Here is a 26,173-nt window from a genome sequence, read left to right on the forward strand (position 1 = left end):
ACCCGGCGGAACGGATGAACTGGAAAGAAGCGAACGCCATGCGCAAACTGCTGCTCTCGATGACGGATGGACGCGGCTTCGACCTTGTTCTGGTCGTGCTGCCGCTTGGCTTTCTCCTGGTTCTGTCCGGTCTGCCGCTCCTCTACAATGTGGTGATGAGCTTTCAGCAGGTGGACATGTTCTCGCTTGGCAGCATGATCCGACCCTTTGTCGGCTTCGATAATTATAAAAGCCTGTTTGCCCTGCCGGAAACCTGGCCGATCCTGGCCAATACGGCGATTTTCGTGACCGCCTCGATTGCCGGCCAGTTTGTTCTGGGTTTCGCTCTGGCCCTGTTCTTTGCCAGCGGTTTTCCCGGCGCGTCCTGGCTGAGGGGCCTGTTTCTCGTCTCCTGGGTCATGCCCGGTCTGGTGGTCGGGGCGATCTGGAACTGGATGCTGTCGGGCGATTTCGGTGTCATCAATTTTCTGCTGCATGAAACCGGGCTGATTTCACAGAATATCTTCTGGCGCTCGGACCCGCATTATGCACTTTTCGCCGTGATCATCGCCAATATCTGGCTCGGCACCTCCTTCAACATGATCCTGCTGTCGGTCGGCCTTGCCGCTATTCCGAGGGATATTTACGAGGCGGCAGAGCTGGATGGCGCCACCGTCTGGCAGCGCTTTTGGACCATTACCCTGCCGATGATGCGCGCTTCCATCGGCGCGGTCGTCTCGCTCGGGCTGATCTTCACCCTGCAACAATTCGATCTCTTTGCCGCCATCACCTCGGGCGGGCCGAACAATGCCTCGAATGTGGCGCAATACTGGGCCTGGGACCTGTCCTTCAAACAATATGATTTCGCCAAGGGCGCGACGGTCTCGGTGATCATGGTGGTCTTCGTCATGCTGGCCTCCATTGTCTATGTCCGCTCCACGCGGCAGGAGGTCCGGGGATGAGTGTGCATATGCAACACCGGCTGATGCTGGCGATCGCCCTTCTGCTGGCGGCGATCTATCTCTTTCCGCTTTACTGGATGTATGTCACCACGCTGAAAAGCGGCTCGGCCATGTTTGCCACGCCGCCCGCCTTCTGGCCGCAGGATCCGCAATGGCGCACCTATGCCTATGTGTGGGAAAGCCGCAATATGGGCCGTTATTTGTGGAATTCGCTGGTGATAGCCTGTGGCTCCGTGGCGCTGATCGTCGTGCTGGGCACGGGCTGCGCCTATGTGCTGGCGCGTTATCGCAATGCCTATGTCGATGCGGGCCTGTTTCTCATTCTCATGCTGCAGGTTCTGCCCGCATCGCTGATGATCACGCCGATTTTTGTCGGGTTTTCCCAGATCGGCCTTCTCGCCACGCCGCGTTTTGCCGTGGTTCTGGCGATTGCAGCGAAATCCATGCCCTTCTTCGTGGTGCTGGTGCGCGCCACCTTCATGAGCGTGCCGATGGAGCTGGAAGAGGCGGCGCTGGTGGATGGCAATTCCCGTTTCGGCGCTTTCTTCGCCATCGTTCTGCCGCTGGCGCGCAACGGCATTCTGGTTGCCGCCATTCTCATTTTCATGCAGGCCTTCGGTGAATTCGTCTATTCCAAATCGATCATCCAGAACGTGGATTACCAGCCGGCCAGTGTCGGTCTCAACTCCTTCATGGGCCCCAACACCAATGAATGGAACAGGATCATGGCCTTTGCCGCCATGTATGTCACACCGATCCTTGCCGTTTTCGTTCTCCTGCAACGCCGGATCGTCTCCGGCCTCACCTCCGGAGCGCTCAAATGAGCCAGCAGATCCAGTTGTCCGGCGTCAACAAATATTACGGCGCCTATCATGCTCTGAGAGAAATCAATCTCGATATCCCCAAAGGTGCCTTCGTTGCGCTGGTCGGCCCTTCCGGCTGCGGCAAATCCACCCTGCTTCGAACGCTTGCGGGGCTTGAAACCATCTCCTCCGGCGAATTGCGCATTGCCGGAGAGCGGATGAACGGCGTGCCGCCGCGCAGACGCGATCTCGCCATGGTCTTCCAGTCCTATGCGCTTTATCCACATATGACAGTGGAGGAAAACCTCACCTATTCCCTGCGTCTGCGCGGGGTGAAGAAGGCCGAGGCCCGCAAGGCCGCCGCCGAGATTGCCGCCACAACCGGGCTTTCGCATCTGCTTGGCCGTTATCCGCGGGAGCTTTCCGGCGGCCAGCGCCAGCGGGTGGCCATGAGCCGCGCCATTATCCGCAAGCCGAAGGCCTTTCTTTTCGACGAGCCGCTCTCCAATCTCGATGCCGCATTGAGAGTGCATATGCGCAAGGAAATCCGCGCGCTGCATGACAGGCTGGGCGCAACCTCGGTCTATGTCACCCATGATCAGGTGGAGGCCATGACCATGGCCGATCATGTCGTGGTCATGCGTCAGGGGGTAATCGAGCAGCAGGGCGCGCCACTCGACCTCTATGACAGGCCGGTCAATCGCTTCGTCGCCGGCTTCATCGGCTCACCGGCGATGAATTTCGTGCCCGCAACCGTGGAAGCCGGGCAATTGCTGCTGCGCTTTTCATCGGGAGAGACACAAAGCGTAAAGCTGTCGCAGCCACTGCCGGAGGGGGCGGACCTCCTCGTCGGGCTGCGCCCCGAACATCTTCATCTTGCACCGGAAAGTGAGGCCAGACTGCGCCTGCCTGTCGGTCTCGTCGAAAGCACCGGTTCAACCACGTTTCTGGCCTCAGCCACCAAGCCGGAGATCACCGTGGTTTCGGCAACACGGCTCACGCTTTCCCCCGGCAGCATGATGGCGCTGACCTTCGAGGATCCCCATCTCCATCTTTTCGATCCCGAAACCGGCATGCGGCATAAGGCGACGACAGCCTGAGTCAGGCCGTCTCCCGTTCCGTCATCATCCGGTAGCCGACGCCCGGCTCCGTCTGCACGATGCGCGGCTGGGTGGGATCCCGCTCGATCTTCTGGCGCAACTGGCCGATAAACACCCGGAGATAATGCAGATCATCGCCATGCGCCGGACCCCAGACGGTGGTCAGCAACATGCGATGGGTGACAACCCGCCCGGCATGGCGGGCAAGCAGCAGCAAAAGATCGTATTCCTTCGGCGTCAGATGCACGGTCTCGTCATCGCGCGTCACCAGACGGTGGATCGGATCGAGGATCAGACCGTCGAATTCCATCACCGCCGGAATGGCATCGCGGCGGCCGCGATGGCGCAGCGCCGTGCGGATGCGGGCGGTCAGCTCCCCGATACCGAAGGGTTTTTCGACATAATCGTCGGCGCCAAGATCAAGGGCGGCAATTTTCTCACTCTCGCGGTCGCGGGCCGAGAGGATGACGATCGGCAGATCGGACCAGGCCCGGAGACCGGCAATCACCTCTTTACCGTCCATGTCCGGCAGGCCAAGATCGAGAATGATCAGATCCGGCGCCTGCGTTGCCACCATTTTCAGTGCCTCAGCCCCGGTTGCGGCTTCAATGACCTCATAGCCTGCCGCCGCAAGCGAGGGTTTCAGAAAACGCTGGATCTGCGGCTCGTCGTCCACCACCAGAATGCGTGACTGGTTCATCTGCCCTCGACCTTCATCGAAGCATTCCTCTTCTATACGCCTATCGGGATGGGTTTAGACCATAATGCGGCGGGAGTGAAATGGCGATCGATAACATTGTCGCTCAGTTCAAATCGGGGGTCAGCGATGCGGTGCTTCTGGCAAACCGCCCTCTGAGCCATGCCCGGACGGGCCGGTCATAGAAACGATCAGCGGCAAAGGCGAGAAGGATCGATATCGCCCAGGCAGCCACCATAACCAGAACCGGGCTGTCGAGCTTCAGCAGTTTTACCAGGCCGACACAGAACATCATGACCGGTACATGGATGACATATAAGGGATAGGACAGGGTTCCGAGCAGGTTGCAGAGAGGCCGTATCGCCGGCCAGTCACAGCGCGCCGCCAGAAAGACGATGGCAGGCCAGACGCATATAATGATCAGCAGATCGGGGAGCGGCCCGGTTCCGGGCAAAAGCATGATGGCGGTGAGGCTGATGACGCATAAGACAGCATAGATTTTTCCGCCCTTCGGCTCGGGTTTGTACATCCACAGCAACACGCCGGCAAAAAAACCGAAAGCAGCCCGTAACACGCCACCCGCATAGGTCGGCAGGATCGCCCCCATATCGGCTGTGCCGTAAAGTTCGGCCAGCAGACATAAACCCGCTGCCGAGACAAGGATGATCGCCAGCAGGTGTCGCGGCCTCAATCGTGTCGCGGTGATGATCCAGACGCAATTCATCAGCATTTCAACTGACAGCGACCACAGGGGCGTGTTGGCTGGAAAGATCGTATCTGTCGGTGCGGGCGTGATCCACAGTTTCGGCAGCAACATCATGTTGAGGATCGTGCCTGCCGCGATATCGGGCAGGCTGTAGAGCGATTGCGGCTCCAGCAAGCGGCGCAGCAGAAAATAGCCGGTGCCTAGCGCAAGCCCGAACAGGGCAAGCGGCATGATCCGGATCAGCCGCAGCCGCAGGATCGCTTCCGAACTCTCCCGTTGCAAGCGCTCGCGATAGGCATGGGCCAACACGAAACCGCTGAGCACGAAGAAAAAATCGACCGCCAGATAGCCATGCACCACCAGCGTGACGCCAAGAATGGTGGAATGAAACGCCATCACCCCCAAGGCCGCGACGCCCCTCAACCCGTCCATGAGCTCATATCTATGACCTGAATGCATCGCCCCACCCCACCCCTTGCGGCAGCATCACTGGCTGCAATCGCCACAACCGGCGCACCCCGACATTGTTTGCGGGACGGTAAAAATGCGTTTCCCGCACCAAAACCTATACTTCACCCATGCATGAACAGGAGAATACATATTGAATAACTGTAAATCCCATCATTTTACATTAAGCCTGACGACACTCTATTCCACAATTACCGTAACAAAAAATATTTATCGTTATACTATTGTAGTTATAACGTAAAACTAAAGATTGCACGAAATGTAATATTCGGGTGTGATATTTCATTATCCAGCACCAGCAGCACGAAGTCAGTGGAACCTGACAGGCAAAAGACGGTTAGAAAGAGCTGAGATCAGACGATTGTGTCTTGTGTCGCAAGAGCGGAAAAAACAGCAATCGACAGACACCCGGAGAGGCGAGAATCTTTTGTTTGAATGCATGTTCTCACGGACAAACATTTCATTCATTTGCTTCGAAAATGCTCTCAAAGCAACAAAGAGAGAGACACTATGGGCGGCAAAGGTAAATCCGGCATCTTCAGCACATTTGCAACCGCAGTCGCAACCGCCTCCGGCCAACCGGCAACCTTTGTACTTGCCGTCGGCCTTGTCGTGGTCTGGGCGGTGTCGGGACCGTTTTTCGGCTATTCCGAAACCTGGCAACTGGTGATCAACACCGGCACAACCATCATTACCTTTCTGATGGTGTTTGTCGTTCAAAATTCCCAGAACCGGGACGGGCGCGCCGTACAGGCAAAGCTGGATGAGTTGATCCTTGCATCCCATGCGCGCAATGAATTTGTCGGCATCGAGAAAATGGATGAACACCGACTGCGGCAGATGAGCGACATGTTACGGCAGAAGGCCGACAGCATGGCCAGCAGAGAGGAAGACGAAGCTTGACGGCCTGCTGCAAGCATCCTTCAAAATTTGGTCCCGTTTTGCAGGAGCAAAACACCGCTCAGGTATAGGGATTGCCTTCATTCTGGCGCCGATCCAGTTCTTCATTATAGCGGCGCAGGGCATGATGTTCCGTCAACTGACCGATAACAATGCGGTCATTGCGGTTGTCGATCACCGCCAGCGCATCGGCTTCGGCGGCGGAAAAGGCCTTCATCGCCTCGCGGACATTCATGTCCGGCAGCAGCACGCGGTCGGCGAAATGGATGAGATTTTCGGCAATGGTGGTCTCCGGCAGCTCACGATGCAGCTCCGGCACGAGAATGATGCCGACATAGCGCCCATCCTCATCCACGACGATGACCCGCTGTGCCGCCCCCAGCGGGAAATCCCGCCGTAACACATGGAGTTCCGTGCCACGTAGCACCTTGCGCACATCCTTGCGCATCATGCGCCCGACGCTCAGGTCACGGATCCAGCCGATATCGGCAGCGCTGCGGATCGCTTCCCCCCGCAGATGGAAGCGCCAGGTGGTGAAGGAATAGCCGAACAGCCGCCGTACGGTCATGGAGGAGACGACGGCTGCGGCAAGAACCGCAATCGTCAGCGGCAGACTGCCGGTGGTTTCCAGCGCCAGAAACGCCATGGTCAGCGGCGCGCCCAGAACCGCTGTCGCCATGGCGCACATGCCGATAATGGCAACGACAAGTCCCGGAATGGCAAGACCGAAGGCCAGCATCCAGCCCAGCGCCACCAGCTTGCCGAGCATGGCGCCGAGGAAAAGCGAGGCAAAGAACAGACCGCCGCGAAAGCCGGAGCCGATGGAGATGGCCGAGGACAGCACCTTCAGGCAGATCAGCACCACCAGAAACGGCGCGGTATAATAGGCATCAAACCCGACATGCAGGGCCGAATGGCCGGAAGAGAGCACCGCAGGCGTGATCAGCGCCAGCGTGCCGACACAAAGACCGCCCACGGTTGGCCGCATCCAGACCGGCAGCCTGCTTTTGCCGAACAGATATTCAACCACGGTCACTGTGCGCATCATGGCAATGGCGACCAGCGCGCTCAACAGCGCCATGACAAAGACCAGAACATAATCGGAGACCGCCAGATTGCCGGCAAAACCGACCTGAAAGGACGGTTGCGACACCAGAAGCCGCATGGTGCCAACGGCCAGGATCGATGCAACCACGACCGGTGCAAGGCTGGCGATGGAATAGGTGGCAATGATCAGCTCATAGGCATAAAAAGCCCCTGTCAAGGGGGCGTTGAAGGCGGCAGCAATCGCCGCTGCCGCACCGCAGCCGACGAGAACGCGCAGATCGTTGCGCCGGACATGAAAGAGCTGGCCGATGCGGGAGGCAAGGGCAGAACCGATCTGGGTATAACCGGCCTCCATGCCGATGGAGGCACCGAACCCGTTCGACACCATGGTCTGCAACACCAGAAACAGGCTTCCCGGCAACGGAATGCGGCCGCCATAAAGCGCGTTGGCTTCCACCGGGTCGATGATCGAAACCCTCTGCCGTCGCGTGGACAACCAGCCAATCAGGCCCATCAAAATGCCGCCGATGGCCGGAACGAAAGCGGCGCGCAGCGGATCGATATGGGCCGCTCCGCTGACTTCATAGCCTTCAATGGCAAACAGATGGTGATGCATCCATTCAGCAATTGCAACCATCAGGGCGACGCAGACCGCCGCAACGATGCCGGCACCACCACCCAGCAAGACAAGGCCAGCCTCGTCGGCGCGAACCAGAGCCCGCAAGGCAGGCGGAATGCGCAAAAATCTCCGCCATGAGGAGGAACTATGCGCTCCCGGCGGATCGATTGCGGCCATTCCCTCCTCCATTCCCTCAAAAATCGTCAGCCACGAAGATAAGCGTCGTAAAGGGCCGCGATACGCTGCGTCACCGCTCCGGGCTGGCCGGCGCCAACGATGCGACCATCGATGCGTGTCACCGGCGTAATGCCTCCCAGCGTGCCGGTGACGAACGCTTCCGACGCACTATAGACCTCCGCCAGAGTAAAATCCTTCTCCCGCACCACATAACCCGCATCCTGATAAAGCTTGATTACTTTTTTGCGGGTAATGCCATTGAAATTGTAACGCCCGGTCGAAGTCCACAGCTCCTCCCCACGAATGATGAAGAAATTGGTGGAGTTACAGCTGGCAACGAAGCCGTGCGGATCGAGCATCAAGGCTTCATCGGCCCCGCAATTGATCGCCTGAATGAGCGCATGGATGAAATTCAGCCGGCTGTGGGAATTGAGCCTGAGATCGAACACATCCGGCGTGCTGCAGCGGATGGTCGAGGTCATCAGCGACAGGCCCCTGGATTTCGACTCCGGCTTCGGGATCTTGAATTCGGCAACAATGACGATGGTTGGCTTTCCCATGGCAAAACGGGGGTCCTGGTTCGGCGTCTTTTTCTTGCCGCGTGTCACCATCAGGCGGGCATGGGCGCCATCGGTCATGTCGTTCTTGCGAAAGGTCTGCCACAGGGCCTCGGTCAGCTCGTCCCGGCTCATGCCGATATCGAGTTCTATGGAGTTTGCCCCTTCATACAGACGGTCGAGATGCTCATCGAGCGCGATGATTTTGCCATTGACCAGACGCACCCCTTCCCACACGCCGTCACCCAGCACGAAACCGGCATCGAAGACGGAGACCTTGGCCTCGTCACGCTTGAAAAAGTCACCGTTCAGATAGATCAGCACATCGTCATTGCGGTGATCGGCCACATAGCCTTGAGAGCTTGTGTTGCTGGCAGCGGCAATATTCATATCTCTGGTCCTTGCAATGGGAGTTGTGCCAATTCAGAAGGCAAATTCGGTAAAGCGTTGCAGGAAAGCGCGGGTGCGCTCCTGTTTGGGGGTCTTCAGCACCTCATCCGGCGTGCCAACCTCATGAAACACGCCATCGGCCAGGAAAATGACCTTGGTGGCGAAGTGATAGGCAAAGCCCAGCTCATGGGTGACGAGCAGCATGGTGCGGCCCTCATCGGCCAGTTGACGGATGACGCGCAGCACCTCGCCCACCAGTTCCGGATCAAGCGAGGAGGTCGGCTCGTCGAAAAGCAGAATTTCCGGTTCCATGGCAAGCGCACGCGCAATCGCCACCCGCTGTTGCTGCCCGCCGGACAGTTTGCCGGGATAGGCATCCAGCCTGGTGGCAAGACCGACCTTTTCCAGCTCCCGTGTCGCACGCTCACGGGCGGCGGCGCGCTTCATGCCCTTGACGCTGAGCAGCCCTTCCATGGCGTTTTCCAATACGGTCATATGCGGGAACAGGTTGAACTGCTGGAACACCATGCCGACCCGCTCGCGCACCACGCACAGCTCGCTCTCGCGGTAGCGCCGCATGCCGTCCCTGCCCTGCGCCGCGCCGATCTCTTTTCCATCGAGCGCAATCGTGCCGGAGGTCGGGATTTCCATAAAGTTCAGGCAACGCAGAAAGGTGCTCTTGCCCGAGCCGCTGCCGCCGATGATGGCGATACGCTCTCCCGCTTCCACGGAAAAATCGATACCCTTCAGAACGGGCATGTCGCCGAAATTTTTGTGCAGATCACTGACGCGCAAAATGGGCTCGCTCATGATGCTCTTCTCCTTGAGAGGCTTTGGCTCTAGCAGGCTGCTGAAAAAGGCGAGCCGGGCTGAAACTGGTCTGTTTCGGTGATTGAAAAGCGCCAAAAAAGCGTTGCATATGGCCTATATGCGCCGTTTTTTGACACTTTCATTCCCCAAAACATCCTCATTTTCAGCTCCACCTGACTTTTTCAACAGCCTGCTAGGCCTTTGCGGCCATGCGCCGCTCGAGGCGGGCAGAAAGCCATGTGCCGGGATAGATGAGGACGAAATAGATGAAGGCCACCGTCGTCAGAATTTCCAGCGGACGATAATAGGTCGAACTCAGTAGCCGGCCCTGATACATCAGCTCATGCACCGACAGCACCGATGCGAGCGACGACATTTTCGCCACTTCGATGGCCCGGTTGGTGAAGGCGGGCAGCATCCGCCGAAAAACCTGCGGCAGAATGATCCGCTGCAGGATTTTGGCCCGTCCCATACCCAGCGCCCGCGCCCCTTCCCACTGGCCCGGCGCAATCGACTGAATGCCGCCACGGAAGATTTCCGCCCCATAGGCGGAGGTATTGAGCGAAAGACCGAGCAGAGCCGCGGCAAAGGGCGTCAGCTGCACATTGATGACGATCGGGAAGGCGTAAAAGAACCAGATCAACTGGATCAGCACCGGTGTATCGCGAAACAGCTCTATATAGGTGAGGCTCGCCATCCTGAGCCAGGCCGGGCGCGACAGCCGCGCCAGCGCCAGAAGCAGCCCGACAGACAGGCCGATCACAATGCTGGGAACCCAAAGCTCCACCGTGACCAGCAGCCCGCGCAACAGCACCGGCAGACTGCGCAGCACCAGAGAAAAATCGAAATGATAATCCATGATCACGCTCCTCAGCGATAGGCCGTCAGGCGCGCTTCGGCGATACGGGCAAGCGTACTGGCCGTCACAAGCAGGATGAGATACATCAGGGCAATGGTCGTATAGACCTCAAGCGGACGGAAGGTTTCGCTGTTGACCATCATGGCCTGATAAAGAAGATCGGCATAGGCCAGCGTCGAGGCGAGCGCGGTGGTCTTGATCAGCTCGAAGGACCGCTCGACAAAGGGCGCAAACATGCGTGTCATCGCCTGCGGCAGAATGATCCGGCGCATCAGGGCAAAAGGCCGCATTCCAAGCGCCTTTGCCCCTTCCCACTGGCCTTTTTCGATGGAAACGATGCCGCCGCGAAACACTTCCGCGTAAAAGGCGCCCGACTGGGTGGACAGGGCCAGCACCGCCGCGACAAACGGATCGAGGCTGATATTGGCCAGCACCGGCAGCGCATAATAGAACCAGAAGAAGTGGATGATCGGCGGCGTGTTGCGATAGAATTCGATGAAAACGGTTGCCGGCGCCGAGAAAACTCTTTTCGGCGAAAGCTTCAGAAAGGCCAGCAGCAAGCCGACGATTACCCCGAAAACAATCGATATCCCGGCGATTTTGATCGTATTGACAAGTCCGGTCAGCAACAGGTCCGAGCGGGCCCAGACCCCGGAAAAATCCCAGTGATAACGCATGAAACGGAGTTCCTTGGAATGAGCGCCCTCATCTCATAAGGCGACATCAGCGCCTCGGTGACGTAGAGATAGATGATGGACGGCAAAGCAGAGGCCGAAAGAGAGGAAGAACTTTCCTCTCTTAGCTTAAACAGACTTATTTCCAGGCTTCCTTGACCAGACCGGGAATGCCGGTTGGGTCGATGTTCTTGGACTTGAGATAGGCGTCGAAAATCTGGTCCGGCACGCCTTCTTTATACAATGTGGTGAACTGATCGCTGACCCAGTTGCGGAAGGCCGGATTGGCTTCCTTGCGCAGGCCCGCACTGGTGGGCACCGGATTGACGGGTGTGGGCAGAATGACCTTGCCGAGCTTCAGTCGCGCATATTGCACCACCAGCGCCGGGTGGAACTGCACCACAACATCGACGCGTCTGGCGGCAAAGGCGGCAATGGCCTCGTCATTGTTGGAAAACCGGCTGATTGCCGCCTTCTTCGCCATGGCGGTGATGTTCTTGTCAAGCGAGGTGCCGAGCGTGACGCCGATGCGGGTGGTTGGCGTGTCGAGTTGCTCCCAGCTTTTCACCGGAGAATCGGCGGCAACCAGCGCGCCCATGGCATAATAGAAAAGCGGCGCCTGCGGAAAATCGATCGCCTTTCTGCGCTCTTCGGTCGGATCAAGCACGAACATGATGTCGATCTGATCGGCCTGCAAAGCCGCGACCGCATTGGCCCAGGTCGTTTCAACCGGCACAAGCGTCGCCCCCAGATTGGCGGCAAGCTTTTCGCCCATGGCCACGCCGACGCCAGTCCATTGTTCCGTCATCGGATCCTTGAAGAACCACGGCTCAGCCGAGGTCACGCCGATGCGCAACTGCTTGTCCTTCCTGATCCGGTCGAGTGTGGAAGCGTCGTCGGCAAAAGCAGGTGCCCCAAGCCCGGTCATGGCCAGGGTCGTTGCGGCGATAAATCCTCTGCGTGTCGTTTTCATCTACATATCCTCTGGGTTAACCTGATCGCGGCCTTTACGGCTCTTCTTGGCGCCACTCTGCGCTGCGATGCGCCTGGCTTTCTGTCTTCAGTCCTGTTCAATCTTTCCGTCCTGCAGGGACAGCAGAAAATCCTCGGTCTGCCGCCCGCCACGGGCCATGTGGGCGCGGATTTCCGCGCGCATGACATCGAGGCTCTGGCCGAGTGCAGCCTCGACATAGCTATCATGACCGTCGCGACGGGGACCGCGAATGCCATGCGCCCGGTGATGCGCGGCCCAGTAAAGCTGAAGCCGGCCCCTTATACTGTCCCACATCTTTTGCAGGATTTTATGTCCGGACGCCTCATAGACGAAACCATGCAGCTGCAACTCGGCGTCGATGGAGGCAATATCGTCGCCGCTGTCGATGCAGCGCGTCAATTGTGCCTGGCGTGACAGCAAAGCATGGCGGAAGTCATCATCGCGCCTGTCCCAGACAAGCTCGAAGGCAAAAATTTCGAGCGTGACACGCATGGAATAGATCTCGCGGATATCCTCCACCGAAAGTTCAACGACACGGGTTCCCGTATAGGGCACCGTTACCAGAAGCCCCTCGTCGATCAACTGACGCATGGCCTCGCGCAGCGGACCGCGACTGACGCCGAACTGCTCGGCAAGGCTCACCTCCGTCACCGGCGCCCCCGGCACGATCTCACCCTTCAGGATTGCGCTGCGCAAACCATCGACGATGTGTGCCCGAAATGTCGCCTTTGGAATGCGGAGAAGATTTCCATGTGCTGGTTCGCTCACGCTCACCTCTTCTTGTCGATTGTTGACAATCAATCACAAGCGTCTCGGCGCGTCAATCTCAGCATGGCAAGATCAGGTGAAAAACTGCGAGCCAGTGTCCCATCCCCAAATCCCCTCATCTGTCCCGGGCACAGCTTCGTCATATCCTCGGTCAGCGGCGGCTTTCCATGGAGATCTGACAGAAAAGGAGCAGGAAACCTTCCTCAGCGGCCATGCCGCAGCCCTTCTCGGCATCGCATGACCGGCCCATCAGGGAGAAACGCCGTGAATGTTGCAAAGAACGAAGAGGAACAAACCGAGCTTCTGGCGACAGAAAGCTGCCATCGCGCAGCTCTTGTCACCACCGGTCTCTTCCTCCGGTCTGCCTGGCACGGGTCGCGTCACCGCCTGGCATCTGCGCTGTTTTCCGATATCCATAACCCCGCCGGGGGCGAGGCAGTATATGGCGCACAAAGGTCGCTGTAACACTTTTAATTTTCTGCATCATTCATGAGAGTCTGCGTGGTTCAATCTGAACCTGACAGACTCTCACTTGATGGCGATCAGGCACTTGATGGCGATCAGGGCATTTCCCAATTGCCGCTTTCGGCGGAGCGGAACAGCGCGTCGATGGTTTTCATATTGATCAGCGCATCATCCAGACCGGTTTCAACCGGCAGACCGAGAAGCACCGCATGGGCAAAGGCGTCGGCCTGTTCGCGATACTGATCCACCGGCGCAATGGCGATCTCCTCGCGCCCGCTGCCATCAAGCCTGCTGCCATCGTCGAGGAAAAGCCGTGTCGGCTGATCGGCAGGCGCGTTGAAGGGAATGGGAATTTCCAGCCGTCCCGTCGTGCCCAGCACCGTGACCTTCTGGGTCGGGACAAGCTGGGTCGAGCAGGTAAACACCAGTTGCCGCCCCAGCGAGAAGGAAATCATGCCGCTGGTCAGCCGGTCGGTGTCGAATTCCGGATCGCGTTCCACAAGCGCAATCGCGCGGATCGGTTCGGCATCGAACAGGTAGCGCGCCGTGTTGATGGCATAGCAGCCGACATCGTAAAGCCCGCCGCCACCGATATCGGCCTTGTTGCGCACATTGTCCGGATCGTCGAGATAATAGGAAAACACCGTCTGGATCGCCCGAACCTCGCCGAGCCGGCCTTCAGCAATCAGCGCCCGCGCCTTTTGCCATTGCGGATGGTGGCGTACCATGAAGGCTTCGGCCACCTGCAGACCCGTCTTTTTTTGCGCCGCGATCAACTGCATCGTTTCCTCGGCATTGAGCGCAATCGGCTTTTCGCACAAGACCGGTTTGCCATGTTCCAGCGCCTTGATGGTCATCGGCACATGCAGATGGTTGGGCAGCGGATTGTAGATCGCATCGATCTCGGGATCGGCCAGCAATGCCTCATAGCTGCCATAGGATTTGGCAATGCCGAGGCGTTCGGCCATGGCTTTCGCCTTGCCGCCATCGCGTGAGGCAATCGCCTCGACACGGCCAAGGCGGCTGGTCTGAATGGCGGGTATCACCGCCTTTTCGGCAATATGGGCGCAGCCCAGCACGCCCCATCGGATTGTGCGGTTCATCATGTCTCTCCTTCCAGCCATCGACGCATCAGCCATCGGCCCTGCAATGCTTTTCTGTGCGCCAGCGTAGCGAACTCTTTCAAACTCGCCACCCCTTTGCCTTTCACAGCTTCGTGCGCTGTGCAAGCCTTGTGGTAAAAAGCCGGAAATAGTCCAACAGATCAAGACTTTCAGGGGAAATGAACTCTTGCGAAAGATCGGTTGGAGGGATGCCTGTGAGAAGGGCTGCCCCTTCAGCGGTTCCGCTGGTCGCCGCCTCACTGGCCACGGCGATACTGCGCCCTGAAAGCGCTGCCAGCGCCTTGAGATAAAGCCAGTTTGAAGCAAACGGCCCCTCAACGACAATCTTGCCCTCAGAACCGATAAGACCAAGCGTCAGGGACGTCATCATCGCCGCATAAAGGGTGACGGCGGCAAAATAGCCGGCATCTGTCTGCGGCTTGTCAAACCACAGGCTTGCCATGCCCGGTATCGGGCCAGACCCTTCGACGACATTGGGCAAGAGCATCGCCCCTTTGGCAATGACGTCACCTGCTGCCGCCTCGATATCGGCCTCCGGTGGTTTCATCATACCGCTGGTCAAAAGCTCGAATTCACGCCCGCCCATATAACGCGCCGACGGCACGGCGCGTCCATAAGCATCGACATTGGCGAGGGTGTCGCGTCCTTCGTCCAGCCCCTGCACCTTGCCACCCACGGCAAAAGCGATGATCCAGGTGCCGGTCGAGATCACGGTAAAAGGCGGGCTCTCCCGCAGAAGATGCGGCAGCAGCGAGGCATTGCTGTCATGCAGGCCGCAATAGACCGGAACCGGCCTTTCAAGTCCGATGTCGCGGACCAACTCCGCCCGCAAGGGGCCAAGCACATCGAAGGCCGAGCGCAAAGGCGCAAGCCTCTCCCGGATCCCGAGCCTATCGACGAGGCCTGAAAACCGGCCCTCTCCCGGACACCAGAGATCGGTGTGGCAGCCGAGCGAAGTCACTTCGCAGGCCATGACACCACTCAGGCGGAAAGCCCAGTATTGCGGATAGGTCAGAATGGAAGACACGCGGGCAAAATCACCGGCAAAACAGCAGGACTGATAATGAAGCTGTGCGCCGAGATTGAGCCCGCCCGGCAGGCGCGGCGACAGGGTTTGCGAAAAATCCGGCCGCAGCCGGTTATAGTCCATGACGATTGCATCGGGATAGGCATGCTCATAATCCAGCACCGGCAGGGCAAGCGCACCCCCTTCATCCAGCAGAACGGCGCTGGCGCCATGGGTGGTGATGGAAATGGCATCATAGCCCGGCTTCTCGGCAAAGGCCCACAGACCATCGAGAATAAAGCGCCACAGACCCTCGACATCGAAATGTGGATAGGACGGGCCGTAAAGAACCCGGTTGGGTGTGCGGCGGCTGGCGATTTCGCGCCCGTCCGCCGCATTGAGCACAACCAGTTTGGCATTGGTCTTGCCGATATCGATAACGGCGATGTGGCGATACTCCGTCATCGATCAGGACCGGGCATGAAAAACAGCGGCACGAGATCGATGGCGACCGGTGACAAATCGGGATGAGTGGCCATGATATCGGCCATATGCCGCCACCAGCGCTGCATCACCGGATGCTCGGGCAGGCTTGCCATTCTATGGTCCTTGCGCCTTGTCAGGCAACCGAACAGCGTACCGGTCTCGCGGTCGAGATGGATGGTATAATCGCTGATACCGGCCTCGTGCAACAGGGCGACCAGCTCGGGCCAGATCGCGTCATGGCGCCTGCGATATTCCTCTTCCATGCCGGGATTGAGCTGCATCTTGAAGGCATAGCGTTCGGTTTCCATGATTTCAGCTCCCGAATGTGTGGCGCAGACGCTGCAACAGGATGGGCAGCGCGATGGTGACGATCAAAAGCAGGCCGATGAAGATCGACATGACGATGCCCGGCACGTTCAACAACCCAAGCCCGAAAGTGACGAGGCCCATGACGAAAGCAGCAATCACCACACCGCCGATCGTGCCCGCACCGCCTGTGATCGCCACGCCGCCCAGAACCACCATGGTGATCGCCTCCAGCTCAAAACCCTGGGCAATCGAGGGCCGGGTGGAGCCGAGCCGCGCGGTGAGGCAGATCCCGGCTATGCCGCTCATCAGCCCGGTCAAAAGGAAGAGGATGAATTTCACCCGCTCCACCGGAATGCCGGAAAAGCGCGCGGCAAATTCATTGTTGCCGATAACGAAGATCTGGCGGCCGAAATTCGTGGCATGCAGCACCACCGCAAAAATACAGGCCATCAGAACAAACAGCACGAATTCAAAGGAAAACGCCCAGACGACATAGCCCTGTCCGAAATAGCCGAAACTGTCCGGGTAATGGCCATAGGCCTTGTCGCCCAGCACGATATAGGAAAGCCCGCGAAACAGGCTCATTGTGCCGATGGTGACGACGATGGATGGCAATTTCAGTCCGGCGACCAGCAGGCCGTTGATCGCCCCGCAGACAAGCCCGACACCAAGCCCGATCACCACCAGCGCCGGTGTGCCGAAGCCCACTTGTGCCGCCGCCCCCATGGCGGTGGAGGCCAAAGCAATGATCGCCGCCACCGACAGGTCGATTTCGCCTGCAATCACCAAGAGGGCCATGGCGAAAGCAATCATTGCCTTTTCGGTGAAATTATAGGTGGCGTCGGAGAGGTTCCAGACATTGAGGAAATAGGGAGAGGCAAAGGCATTGGCGATGAAGATGGCCACGGCCACGCCCAACAGCAGGCATTCCCAGCTGTTGAACAGCCGCCGGAGCGGACTTTGCAGCCGGTCGGGAATGGAGCGGCGGGATGCGCGCTGCTCTTTGGCCGCGGATTGGGCTGTGATTTCGGAAGACAGATGGGTCATGCCGCCACCTCTTTTGCCGGGAGTTGTGAATGCTGGCGCAGGATGATGCGACCCTTGCGACGTTCGGCGCGGGCATTGAACACCACGGCCAGCACGATGACGAAGCCGGAAATCGCCATTTGCGCGAAGGGAGAGATGCCGATCACCGGCAGGGCATTCTTGATCACGCCGAGAAACAGCGCCCCCAGCAGGGTTCCCGCCACGCTGCCAATGCCACCGGCAATGGAAATGCCGCCGATGACGCAGGCCGCCACCGTATCCAGTTCGAAACCGTTGGCGAGATCGACATAGGCCACCGCATAACGCGATACCCAGAGATAACCGGCCAGCCCCGACAGTGTCCCGGAGAGGACGAAGGCGAAAAACCGGGTGCGGCCGATATCGATCCCGGTATAGACGGCTGCCACCGGATTGCCGCCCGCCGCATAGGCCGCCCGCCCGAAGGAGGTGCGTGTCATCACCAGCCAGGCCATAAGCACGATACCGATGGCAAGCCAGGACATGACGGGCAGGCCGAGAACAATCTGACGCGGCATGTTGAGAAAGCCCGGCGTCATCTGATTGGCATTGACCCAGGCGCCGCCGGACAGAACAAAGGCCATGCCGCGATAAATTGTCAGCGTACCAAGGGTGACGACAATCGAAGGAATGCCGAGCCACCAGACCAGATAGCCGTTCAGCGCGCCGAGCACGGCCCCGATCAAAAGGGCTATAACGATCAATAGCGCCAGCGGCAGACCGGGATGGGCCGCATCCAGCATGGCGACCGCCATGCCGGTAAAGGCCAGATTGGCCGCCACCGACAGATCGATGGATTTGGTCAGGATGACCACCATCTGCCCCAGCGCCAGAATGATCAGAATGGCGCTGTCATTGAAAATACCGGCGAGATTGTGCAGCGAGGCAAACCCCTCGGCCCGGCTGGCAAACAGCGCCACCAACAGGGCGATGATCAGGCCGAGCACGACTTCTCGATGGCGAAACAGGATTTTCATCTCATCTCCTCACAGATTGCCGGTGGCGGCGCGCACCAGAATTTCCGGTGTCAGCCCCGCGCGCGGGAAAAGCCCGGCCATACGCCCCTCACGCATCACCATCACCCGGTCGGCCATGCCGAGAATTTCCGGCAGTTCCGACGAGATCATGATGATCGACAGGCCTTCTGCCGCAAGTTCCGAAATAAACCCGTGCACAGCGGCCTTGGAGCCGATGTCGATGCCCTTGGTCGGCTCATCGAGAATGATCACCTTTGGCCGTGTCGCCAGCCATTTGCCGATCACCACCTTCTGCTGATTGCCGCCGGACAATGTGCCAACCGGAACGGAAAGGGCGGCTGCGCGCAGATCGAGCCGCTCGGCATAATGGCGGGCAAGGCGCAATTCCTCCGCCGCGCGCAAAAAGCCTCTGCGTGAGGTGTGTTTCAGCGAAGGCAGCGACATGTTCTGATAGATCGGCATGGCCAGCGCCAGCCCGTGGCGGCCGCGCTCTTCCGGCACATAGACGATGCCTGCGGCAATGGCGTTGGCAGTGGAGGATATCGATAGCGCCCGTCCCTCCAGTTCGAGCCTGCCGGAAGAGGGTCGGGTGATGCCGAACAGCGCCTGACAGAGTTCCGACCGTCCCGCCCCGATCAGCCCGTAAAGCCCGAGAATTTCCCCCTTGCGCAGCGTAAAAGAGATATCGGCAAATTCTGTCGGATGGCAAAACCCTTCGACCTTCAGCACCGGCGCGCCGATCTCGACGCTGACCTTGGGAAAGACGTCATGCACGTCGCGCCCCACCATCAACCGGACGATCTCGTCCTGCGGTGTCTCCTGCAAAAGGCCCGCGCCGACCATGCGGCCATCGCGAAACACGGCATAGCGCTCGGCGATATCATAAAGCTCATCGAATTTGTGGCTGATGAACAGGATCGCCTTGCCCTGCGCCTTGAGCGTGTTGACGATGCGGAAGAGATCGTCGATCTCCTTGCGCGACAAGGCCGCTGTCGGCTCATCCATGATGACGATGCGCGCCTCGACCGACAGCGCCCGGGCAATCGCCACCAGATGCCGCTCGGCAATCGACAGATCCTTGAGCCGCATGGCCGGATCGATCCGGCATTCGAGCGAGGCCATCAGCGCCCGCGACCGGGCCATGATGGCGCGCCAGTCGATCAGGCCGAAGCGGTTTTTCGGCGCATGGCCAAGAAAGATGTTTTCCGCAACCGTCAATTCGTCAAACAGCACGGTTTCCTGATGAATGGCGGTGACACCGGCATCGATAGCGTCTTGCGCGCTCATGAAGCGCACGGGCGCGCCATCAATCCGGATCTCGCCCTCATTCGGGCGATAGATGCCGGTGAGAATTTTCACCAGCGTGGATTTTCCCGCCCCGTTTTCCCCGATCAGCGCCGTCACCTGACCGGGATAAAGGGCAATATCAACCCCATCCAGCGCCTTGACGCCCGGAAAGATCTGGGAAATGCCACGCATGTCCAGCACCGGCTGCACCGGGCTCAAGGCGGCGGGTGGAGATTTCAGGCTTTGCACGCTCATGATCGATCGATCCCGGCTGCTCAATCAGGCCCCGAACCCGATGAGGTTCGAGGATGATCAGACAGCAAAGTGAAACAGGGACGGCATGTCTCCGTGCATTTTAAAATACACGGCGCCGTCATGGTTCGACACCCGTTTTGAAGCTTGGCACGCCCCCCAAGCCACAGCGTGAGGGGGGCAGATGCCGGGTCAAACAGACACTAAGACTTCAGAAAATCTTCGAGAACTTGTCGATGTTCTTGGCGTCATAAATGAAGGGATCGGCCATGGCCGCCTCGCCATTGTCGCCAATCTTGATTGTGCCCATGCGGCCTGCCGGAACGGTGGTTCCGGGCTTGCCGGTGGCATCGCCCTTGACCAGATGATAGGCGATTTCGGTTGCGGTATAGCCGAGGTCGATCGGGTTCCAGATGGCGAATTCCTTCGTGGCGCCGGATTTGATCGCGCCGGCCATTTCAGAGGGCAGACCGAGACCGGTGACATAGACCTTGCCGATCATGCCCGCATCCTTGACCGCCTGCGAGGCCGCAAGCACGCCCACCGTGGTCGGCGCAACGATGACCTTGACCTCGGGATGGGAGGTCAGAATGCCCTTGGCCTCACGATAGCTCTTATCGGCCAGATCGTCGCCATAGACCGTAGTGACGAGCTTCAGACCGGGAAAATCCTTGAGCTGCTTCTTCATCTCGCCAATCCAGATATTCTGGTTGGTCGAGGTGGTGGTGGCCGAGAGAATGGCGAAATCACCCTTGCCATCCGGCAGGTGATCGGCGGCAAGCTTCAGGCACATCTTGCCGATCAGCGCATTGGAGGACGGGTTGAGATGCATGATGCGCCCGGCAGGCGCCACGCCCGAATCCCAGGAAATGACCTTGATGCCGCGGCTCATCGCCTTTTTCAGCGCCGGCACCACCGCATCCGGGTCATTGGCGGAAATGGCAATCGCATCCACCCCTTGTGCGATCAGCGAATTGATCACCTCGATCTGGCCTTCCGCCGTGGTCGTGGTCGGGCCGGTATAGATGATTTTCACCCCGCCCAGTTCCTTGGCGGCTTCTTCCGCGCCCTTGTCGGCGGCTTCGAAAAAGCCGTTGCCGAGCGATTTCACCACCAGGGCGATCTTCATATCGGCGGCATGGGCAACCACCGGGGCCATCACCGGGGCAAGCCCTGCGCTCATGGTGAGTGCTACGGCTGCCGTGGCAAAAAGACGTCTCGTCAGTTTCATTGCTTCCTCCCTCTCAAGGCCGCACTCCTCTGCGGCCCGTTGTTGATGTCTCCCGTCTCAGGCGACAGACGGTTCCTCTTCCGTCTTCGCCGACAGGTGCGGCTTCGCGGTCAGCAAGGTCACGCCTGCCGCCTCGATCATCGCCGCCGCCTCATCACTGATGCCGTCATCGGTGATGAGGGTTGAAACCCTGTCCAGCGGGCACAGGATCATGCTGGACCGTCTGGCGAATTTGCTGGAATCGACCATGACGACCAGCTCATCCACCTGCCGCATCAAGCGCTGTTCGCTTTGGATCACCAGCGCATCCGGCTCCATCACGCCAAGCGCGCTGATGCCCTGCGCCCCGACAAACATGCGCTTGCCGTAAAAATTGCGAATGCCGTCATTGTCGAAGGGCGACAGAATGAGGCTCTGGTCCCGATAGATCGCACCACCCGGCACATTCACCGTGCATTTGGAATGTTTGACCAGATGTTCGGCAATGGCGAAGGAATTGGTCATTACCTGAAGACGGCGCGCCGCCATGAAATGCACCATCTGAAATGTCGTGGTGCCACCATTGATGACAATCGAATCACCCTCGGCGCAAAGCTCGACGGCGGCGCGGGCGATTGCGCGCTTGCGATCGATATTGATCGATTCCGACACCCGAAAAGGCCGCGCCGCCAGATTGCCGATCTGCGGTGGATGCAGCGCTTCCGCCCCGCCGCGCACCCGTCTCAGCTTGCCCTGCACATGCAGCGCCGCGATATCACGACGGATCGTCGCCTCCGACGCTTCCGTCAGTTCGGCGATATCCTGCACCGTGATCACAGGCTTTTCCTGGATCGCGCTCAAGATAATGCGATGGCGCTCACGTTCGTGCATGCTGGTCCTCCTGCCGGTTAATAGGTCAGAAACTTTTGTCTTCGTCAATCATTTTCGATCAAAAAAGATTATATTGCGCCGCAATATGGAAAATAATGATCGTTATTGATTGACAATGCTGTGGTCCTTGCGCAATACCAAGCATGGATGGAGACATGCCCGCAAGAGGGCGCATAACACCATATCGGGAGGATGCCATATGACGGGCCAAAACCTGACGGGCCAGAATCGCCTGCTCGAAAACCGCTGGGATGACGCTTACGCCGCCACGCTCGATGAGCCCGGCAAGCTGCTCTACCGCTCCAATCTTCTGGGCGCCGACAAGCGCATCACCAATTACGGCGGCGGCAACACCTCCGCCAAGGTCATGGAAAAAGACCCCTTGAGCGGCCATATGGTCAAGGTGCTCTGGGTCAAGGGCTCCGGTGGCGATGTCGGCACGATCAGGCTCGATGGTTTCGCCACCCTCTATCAGGACAAGCTGGAGGCCCTGAAGGGCATTTATCAGGGCGTTCACGACGAAGACCGCATGGTCGGGTTCCTGCCGCACTGCACCTTCAACCTCAATCCGCGCGCCGCCTCCATCGACACACCGCTGCATGGCTTCGTGCCCTTCACCCATGTCGATCACATGCATCCGGATGCGATCATCGCCATTGCCGCCGCAAAGAATTCGCGCGCGCTGACTCAGCAGATTTTCGGGGATGATATCGGCTGGCTGCCCTGGCGGCGTCCGGGCTTTCAGCTCGGTCTCGATCTCGAAGCCTTTGTCCGCGACAATCCGCATGCCAGAGGCGTGGTGCTGGAAAGCCATGGCCTCTTCACCTGGGCCAATGACGCCAAGTCCTGTTATGAACTGACGCTGGAGATCATCAACAAGGCGATTGCCTGGTTTGCCCGTGAAACCGAAGGCAAGGTGATTTTCGCAGGTGCGGCCACCGAAAGCCTGCCGCCAACAGAGCGCCGGGCGATTGCAGCCAGATTGATGCCGGAAATTCGCGGCCGCATCGGCAAGGCAGAGCGCAAGCTTGGCCATTTCGACGATCAGGACGCCGTGCTTGAATTCGTCAATTCCCATGCGTTGAAACCACTCGGCGCGCTCGGCACCTCCTGCCCCGATCATTTCCTGCGCACGAAAATCCGCCCGCTGATCCTCGATTTCGATCCGGCGAAACCCGATATCGAGGCCGTCATTGCCGGTCTGGACAAGGCTCTCAACGATTACCGCGCCGATTACAGCCGCTATTACCAGAGCTGCCGCCACGACAATTCGCCCAATATGCGCGATCCAAACCCGGTGATCTTTCTCATTCCCGGCGTCGGCATGATGTCCTTTGCCAAGGACAAGGCGACGGCCCGCATTGCCGGAGAATTTTACGTCAACGCCATCAATGTCATGCGCGGCGCCTCCACCGTGTCCGAGTATCAGGGCCTGCCGGAACAGGAGGCCTTCGATATCGAATACTGGCTTCTGGAAGAGGCCAAGCTGCAACGCATGCCGAAACCAAAAAGCCTTGCCGGACGGGTGGCCTTCATCACCGGCGGCGCGGGCGGCATTGGCCGCGCCACGGCAGAACGGCTGGCGGCGGAAGGCGCCTGTGTGGTGCTGGCCGATATCGATCAGGCCGCGCTTTCGGCCACTGAGGAGGATTTTGCCAAACGCTTTACCGGCGATGCCGTGCGCAGCCTCGTGTTGGATGTGACCCGGGAAGATGCGGTGATTGCCGCCTTTGCCGAGGCTGCGGTGGAATTCGGAGGCGTCGACATTCTCGTTTCCAATGCCGGGATTGCCTCATCCGCCCCGGTGGAAGAAACGACGCTTGCCATGTGGGAGAAAAATATCGACATTCTCGCCACCGGTTACTTCCTCGTCTCGCGCGAGGCCTTTCGCCTGTTTCGCCGTCAGGCTCTGGGCGGCAATGTCGTCTTCGTCGCCTCGAAAAACGGGCTTGCCTCCTCCCCCAATGCCTCGGCCTATTGCACCGCCAAGGCAGCAGAAATCCACCTCGCCCGCTGCCTTGCACTGGAAGGGGCCGAAGCCGGCATCCGCGTCAACACGGTCAACCCGGATGCGGTGCTGCGCGGCTCGAAAATCTGGAACGGCGAATGGCGTGAACAGCGCGCCGCCTCCTCAAAAATCGAGGTGGACGAGCTGGAGGAACATTACCGCAAGCGCTCGATGCTGAAGCTCAACGTGCTGCCGGACGACATTGCCGAAGCCATCTATTTCCTCGCTTCGGATGCTTCGGCCAAATCCACCGGCAATATCATCAATGTCGATGCCGGAAACGCCCAGAGTTTTACGCGGTAAAATCACGGGCTGGATATAGACAGGATATGCTCGGGAGGAGCCAATGACGGATCTCAAGATTTCCGGCGATATCATCGCCAGCGACAATGACAGGCGTGCCGCAGCCCTGAAAAGCGATTATGAGGCGCTGGGGGCGAAACTGGCCCGCAGTGGCATCGATATCGGGGCCATCACGGCGAAAGTGGCGGATTTTTTCGTCGCCGTGCCCTCTTGGGGGGTCGGCACGGGTGGCACGCGCTTTGCCCGTTTTCCCGGCCCTGGCGAACCGCGCCATATCTTCGACAAGCTGGAGGATTGCAGCGTCATCCAGCAATTGACGCGGGCAACGCCGACGGTTTCCCTGCATATTCCATGGGACAAGGCCGACCCGAAAGCGCTGAAAGCCCATGGCGATGCGCTGGGCCTTGGTTTCGACGCAATGAATTCCAACACGTTTTCCGATGCGCCGGATCAGGCCCGGTCCTATAAATACGGCTCGCTTTCCCATGTCGATGCGGCAACGCGCCGTCAGGCGGTCGAACACAATCTCGAATGCATCGAGATCGGCAAGGCCATCGGCTCGAAAGCCCTGACGGTCTGGATTGGCGACGGTTCGAACTTTCCCGGCCAGAGCCATTTCACCCGCGCCTTCGAGCGCTATCTCGACGCCATGGGCGAGATTTATCAGGCATTGCCGCAGGACTGGCGGCTTTTTTCCGAACACAAGATGTATGAGCCCGCCTTTTATTCTACCGTGGTGCAGGATTGGGGCACGAATTACCTGATTGCGCAAACGTTGGGGGAGAAAGCCTTCTGCCTTGTCGATCTCGGCCATCATGCCCCCAATACCAATATCGAAATGATCGTCGCCCGGCTCATCCAGTTCGGCAAGCTGGGCGGCTTCCATTTCAACGACAGCAAATATGGCGATGACGATCTCGATGCCGGGTCCGTCGATCCCTATCGCCTGTTTCTGGTGTTCAACGAACTGGTCGATGCCGAATATCGCGGCATCAAGGGCTTTCACCCGGCCCATATGATCGACCAGAGCCACAATGTCACCGATCCCATCGAAAGCCTGATGGCAAGCGCCAATGAAATCCGCCGCGCCTATGCCCAGGCGCTGCTGGTGGATCGCGCCGCCCTTGACGGGTATCAGGATGAAAACGATGCGCTGATGGCCACAGAAACGCTGAAACGCGCTTTCCGCACCGATGTCGAGCCGATCCTGGCCGAAGCCCGGCGGCAAAAAGGCGGGGCCATCGACCCCGTCAGCGCCTATCGCGCCAGCGGCTACCGGGCGCAGGTGGGCAAAAGCCGCCCGCCCGTCAAAGGCGGCAGCGGCGGCATTGTCTGAAAGCGGCATTGTCTGAAAAGTGGATGTGGGGCGCGGGCGAGGTTTTTCAGCTTTGCCGCCCTACCCATGTCGCAGCATTTCGATAATGGCGGAAAAATCCCGGCTGCCGTAACCGTCTTCGTCGAAGCGTTCATAAAGACGGGCGGCATGGTCGCCCAGCGGCGTTTCAGCGCCACTGGCAAGGGCGGCTTCGCGGGCAAGGCGCAGGTCTTTCAACATCAAAGCAGCAGCAAAGCCGGGGCGATAATCCCGGTTGGCGGGTGAGGCCGGAACCGGGCCTGGCACCGGGCAATAGGAGGTCAACGACCAGCACTGGCCGGACGAGGTGGAGGCGACATCGAACAACGCCTGATGCGAAAGCCCGAGTTTTTCGCCAAGCGCAAAGGCTTCGCACACACCGATCATCGAGATACCGAGGATCATGTTGTTGCAGATTTTCGCCGCCTGCCCCGCGCCTGCCGCGCCGCAATGGACGATCTTCTTGCCCATGGCCTCAAGAACGGGCAGCGCGCGCTGAAACGCCTCTTCGCTGCCGCCCGCCATGAAGGTCAAGGTGCCAGCCGCCGCCCCACCCGTGCCGCCGGAAACCGGTGCATCGAGCGTGACAAGGCTTTTGCCTTCCGCCAGAAGATGGGCCTTGCGGGCGCTGTCGACATCGATGGTTGAGCAGTCGATCAGCAGCGTGCCGGGACCAGCTGTCTCGATCAGCTCTGCCCAGACGGTAAGCACATGTCGCCCCGCTGGCAACATGGTGATGATGACATCGGCCTCGTCACATGCCTCAACCAGAGTGTTCGCCACCGGCACGGCAAGATCCTGCGCGGCAGCCCGCGCTTCGGCGGCAAGATCGAAGCCCCTGACCTGATGACCGGCGCGCACAAGATTGCCCGCCATCGGCAGACCCATATTGCCAAGCCCGATAAATGCGATTGTCGCCATAGCCT

General features: G+C 59.1%; 25 protein-coding genes. 7 read left to right on the top strand and 18 right to left on the bottom strand.

Going from position 1 to position 26,173, the window contains the following annotated elements; genetic code table 11:
* Nucleotides 1–38 precede the first annotated feature (38 nt).
* Genes NAC44_RS08325 through NAC44_RS08335 form a run of 3 tightly spaced genes read left to right on the top strand, consistent with a single transcriptional unit; the run spans nt 39 to nt 2,844 of the window.
* Nucleotides 39–941 (top strand): carbohydrate ABC transporter permease, encoded by a 903-nt coding sequence (locus tag NAC44_RS08325; RefSeq protein WP_250939948.1) that lies wholly within the window; start codon nt 39–41, stop codon nt 939–941.
* Nucleotides 938–1,765: a carbohydrate ABC transporter permease gene (locus NAC44_RS08330; RefSeq protein WP_250939949.1), complete on the top strand. Its 828-nt coding sequence runs from the start codon at nt 938–940 to the stop codon at nt 1,763–1,765. Before NAC44_RS08325 ends, NAC44_RS08330 begins: the two co-directional genes overlap by 4 nt.
* Nucleotides 1,762–2,844: an ABC transporter ATP-binding protein gene (locus NAC44_RS08335; protein ID WP_250939950.1), complete on the top strand. Its 1,083-nt coding sequence runs from the start codon at nt 1,762–1,764 to the stop codon at nt 2,842–2,844. Before NAC44_RS08330 ends, NAC44_RS08335 begins: the two co-directional genes overlap by 4 nt.
* Nucleotide 2,845: 1 nt before the next feature.
* Here the strand turns inward: NAC44_RS08335 and NAC44_RS08340 are convergent, their stop codons facing one another.
* Nucleotides 2,846–3,544: a response regulator gene (locus tag NAC44_RS08340; protein WP_250939951.1), complete on the bottom strand. Its 699-nt coding sequence runs from the start codon at nt 3,542–3,544 to the stop codon at nt 2,846–2,848.
* A gap of 103 nt (nt 3,545–3,647) precedes the next feature.
* The gene (locus tag NAC44_RS08345; protein ID WP_250939952.1) at nt 3,648–4,679 is read right to left on the bottom strand and encodes an acyltransferase family protein; all 1,032 of its coding nucleotides are present in this window, start codon (nt 4,677–4,679) and stop codon (nt 3,648–3,650) included.
* 546 nt (nt 4,680–5,225) lie between these two features.
* On the opposite strand from NAC44_RS08345, the gene NAC44_RS08350 reads away from it, so the two are divergent.
* Nucleotides 5,226–5,618 (top strand): low affinity iron permease family protein, encoded by a 393-nt coding sequence (locus NAC44_RS08350; RefSeq protein ID WP_250939953.1) that lies wholly within the window; start codon nt 5,226–5,228, stop codon nt 5,616–5,618.
* Between the two features lie 58 nt (nt 5,619–5,676).
* Here the strand turns inward: NAC44_RS08350 and NAC44_RS08355 are convergent, their stop codons facing one another.
* The 7 genes from NAC44_RS08355 to NAC44_RS08385 form a co-directional block, all read right to left on the bottom strand.
* Nucleotides 5,677–7,458 (bottom strand): chloride channel protein, encoded by a 1,782-nt coding sequence (locus NAC44_RS08355; protein ID WP_250939954.1) that lies wholly within the window; start codon nt 7,456–7,458, stop codon nt 5,677–5,679.
* Between the two features lie 26 nt (nt 7,459–7,484).
* Nucleotides 7,485–8,405 (bottom strand): aminotransferase class IV, encoded by a 921-nt coding sequence (locus tag NAC44_RS08360; RefSeq protein WP_250939955.1) that lies wholly within the window; start codon nt 8,403–8,405, stop codon nt 7,485–7,487.
* A gap of 33 nt (nt 8,406–8,438) precedes the next feature.
* Nucleotides 8,439–9,215 carry an amino acid ABC transporter ATP-binding protein gene (locus NAC44_RS08365; protein ID WP_250939956.1) on the bottom strand — a complete coding sequence of 259 codons (777 nt, stop codon included), beginning with the start codon at nt 9,213–9,215 and terminating at the stop codon, nt 8,439–8,441.
* A 193-nt stretch (nt 9,216–9,408) separates the two neighbouring features.
* Entirely contained in the window at nt 9,409–10,074 is a 666-nt protein-coding gene (locus NAC44_RS08370) for an amino acid ABC transporter permease (RefSeq protein WP_250939957.1), read from the bottom strand.
* 11 nt (nt 10,075–10,085) lie between these two features.
* Nucleotides 10,086–10,751, bottom strand: coding sequence for an amino acid ABC transporter permease (locus NAC44_RS08375; protein ID WP_250939958.1), 666 nt, complete (start codon nt 10,749–10,751; stop codon nt 10,086–10,088).
* Nucleotides 10,752–10,887: 136 nt separating this feature from the next.
* On the bottom strand, nt 10,888–11,721 hold the full coding sequence (locus tag NAC44_RS08380; protein WP_250939959.1) for a transporter substrate-binding domain-containing protein: 834 nt from the start codon (nt 11,719–11,721) through the stop codon (nt 10,888–10,890).
* A gap of 87 nt (nt 11,722–11,808) precedes the next feature.
* The gene (locus NAC44_RS08385) at nt 11,809–12,510 is read right to left on the bottom strand and encodes a GntR family transcriptional regulator (protein WP_250939960.1); all 702 of its coding nucleotides are present in this window, start codon (nt 12,508–12,510) and stop codon (nt 11,809–11,811) included.
* A 264-nt stretch (nt 12,511–12,774) separates the two neighbouring features.
* On the opposite strand from NAC44_RS08385, the gene NAC44_RS08390 reads away from it, so the two are divergent.
* Nucleotides 12,775–12,975: a hypothetical protein gene (locus tag NAC44_RS08390; protein WP_250939961.1), complete on the top strand. Its 201-nt coding sequence runs from the start codon at nt 12,775–12,777 to the stop codon at nt 12,973–12,975.
* A 95-nt stretch (nt 12,976–13,070) separates the two neighbouring features.
* Here the strand turns inward: NAC44_RS08390 and NAC44_RS08395 are convergent, their stop codons facing one another.
* From NAC44_RS08395 to NAC44_RS08430, 8 genes are all read right to left on the bottom strand, one after another.
* A complete protein-coding gene (locus NAC44_RS08395; protein ID WP_250939962.1) occupies nt 13,071–14,078 on the bottom strand; it encodes a Gfo/Idh/MocA family protein in 1,008 nt (335 codons plus the stop codon).
* 103 nt (nt 14,079–14,181) lie between these two features.
* Entirely contained in the window at nt 14,182–15,570 is a 1,389-nt protein-coding gene (locus tag NAC44_RS08400; protein ID WP_250939963.1) for an FGGY-family carbohydrate kinase, read from the bottom strand.
* Nucleotides 15,567–15,899: an L-rhamnose mutarotase gene (gene rhaM / locus NAC44_RS08405; protein ID WP_250939964.1), complete on the bottom strand. Its 333-nt coding sequence runs from the start codon at nt 15,897–15,899 to the stop codon at nt 15,567–15,569. Before rhaM ends, NAC44_RS08400 begins: the two co-directional genes overlap by 4 nt.
* A 4-nt stretch (nt 15,900–15,903) precedes the next feature.
* Entirely contained in the window at nt 15,904–16,947 is a 1,044-nt protein-coding gene (locus NAC44_RS08410; RefSeq protein WP_250939965.1) for an ABC transporter permease, read from the bottom strand.
* Nucleotides 16,944–17,942, bottom strand: coding sequence for an ABC transporter permease (locus NAC44_RS08415; RefSeq protein ID WP_250939966.1), 999 nt, complete (start codon nt 17,940–17,942; stop codon nt 16,944–16,946). Before NAC44_RS08415 ends, NAC44_RS08410 begins: the two co-directional genes overlap by 4 nt.
* Nucleotides 17,943–17,951: 9 nt before the next feature.
* On the bottom strand, nt 17,952–19,484 hold the full coding sequence (locus tag NAC44_RS08420; protein WP_250939967.1) for a sugar ABC transporter ATP-binding protein: 1,533 nt from the start codon (nt 19,482–19,484) through the stop codon (nt 17,952–17,954).
* A gap of 208 nt (nt 19,485–19,692) precedes the next feature.
* The gene (rhaS, locus tag NAC44_RS08425) at nt 19,693–20,712 is read right to left on the bottom strand and encodes a rhamnose ABC transporter substrate-binding protein (RefSeq protein ID WP_250939968.1); all 1,020 of its coding nucleotides are present in this window, start codon (nt 20,710–20,712) and stop codon (nt 19,693–19,695) included.
* A 57-nt stretch (nt 20,713–20,769) separates the two neighbouring features.
* Nucleotides 20,770–21,582 (bottom strand): DeoR/GlpR family DNA-binding transcription regulator, encoded by an 813-nt coding sequence (locus NAC44_RS08430; protein ID WP_250939969.1) that lies wholly within the window; start codon nt 21,580–21,582, stop codon nt 20,770–20,772.
* A gap of 199 nt (nt 21,583–21,781) precedes the next feature.
* On the opposite strand from NAC44_RS08430, the gene NAC44_RS08435 reads away from it, so the two are divergent.
* Both NAC44_RS08435 and rhaI read left to right on the top strand, forming a co-directional pair.
* Nucleotides 21,782–23,893 (top strand): bifunctional rhamnulose-1-phosphate aldolase/short-chain dehydrogenase, encoded by a 2,112-nt coding sequence (locus NAC44_RS08435; RefSeq protein WP_250939970.1) that lies wholly within the window; start codon nt 21,782–21,784, stop codon nt 23,891–23,893.
* Between the two features lie 43 nt (nt 23,894–23,936).
* Nucleotides 23,937–25,229, top strand: a complete 1,293-nt coding sequence (gene rhaI, locus NAC44_RS08440; RefSeq protein WP_250939971.1) for an L-rhamnose catabolism isomerase — start codon at nt 23,937–23,939, stop codon at nt 25,227–25,229.
* A 60-nt stretch (nt 25,230–25,289) separates the two neighbouring features.
* Here the strand turns inward: rhaI and mmsB are convergent, their stop codons facing one another.
* Complete coding sequence (gene mmsB / locus NAC44_RS08445) at nt 25,290–26,168, bottom strand: 3-hydroxyisobutyrate dehydrogenase (protein ID WP_250939972.1); 879 nt, start codon at nt 26,166–26,168, stop codon at nt 25,290–25,292.
* Nucleotides 26,169–26,173: the final 5 nt, after the last annotated feature.

Source organism: Allorhizobium sonneratiae (genome assembly GCF_023700755.1).
Lineage (GTDB): Bacteria > Pseudomonadota > Alphaproteobacteria > Rhizobiales > Rhizobiaceae > Allorhizobium > Allorhizobium sonneratiae.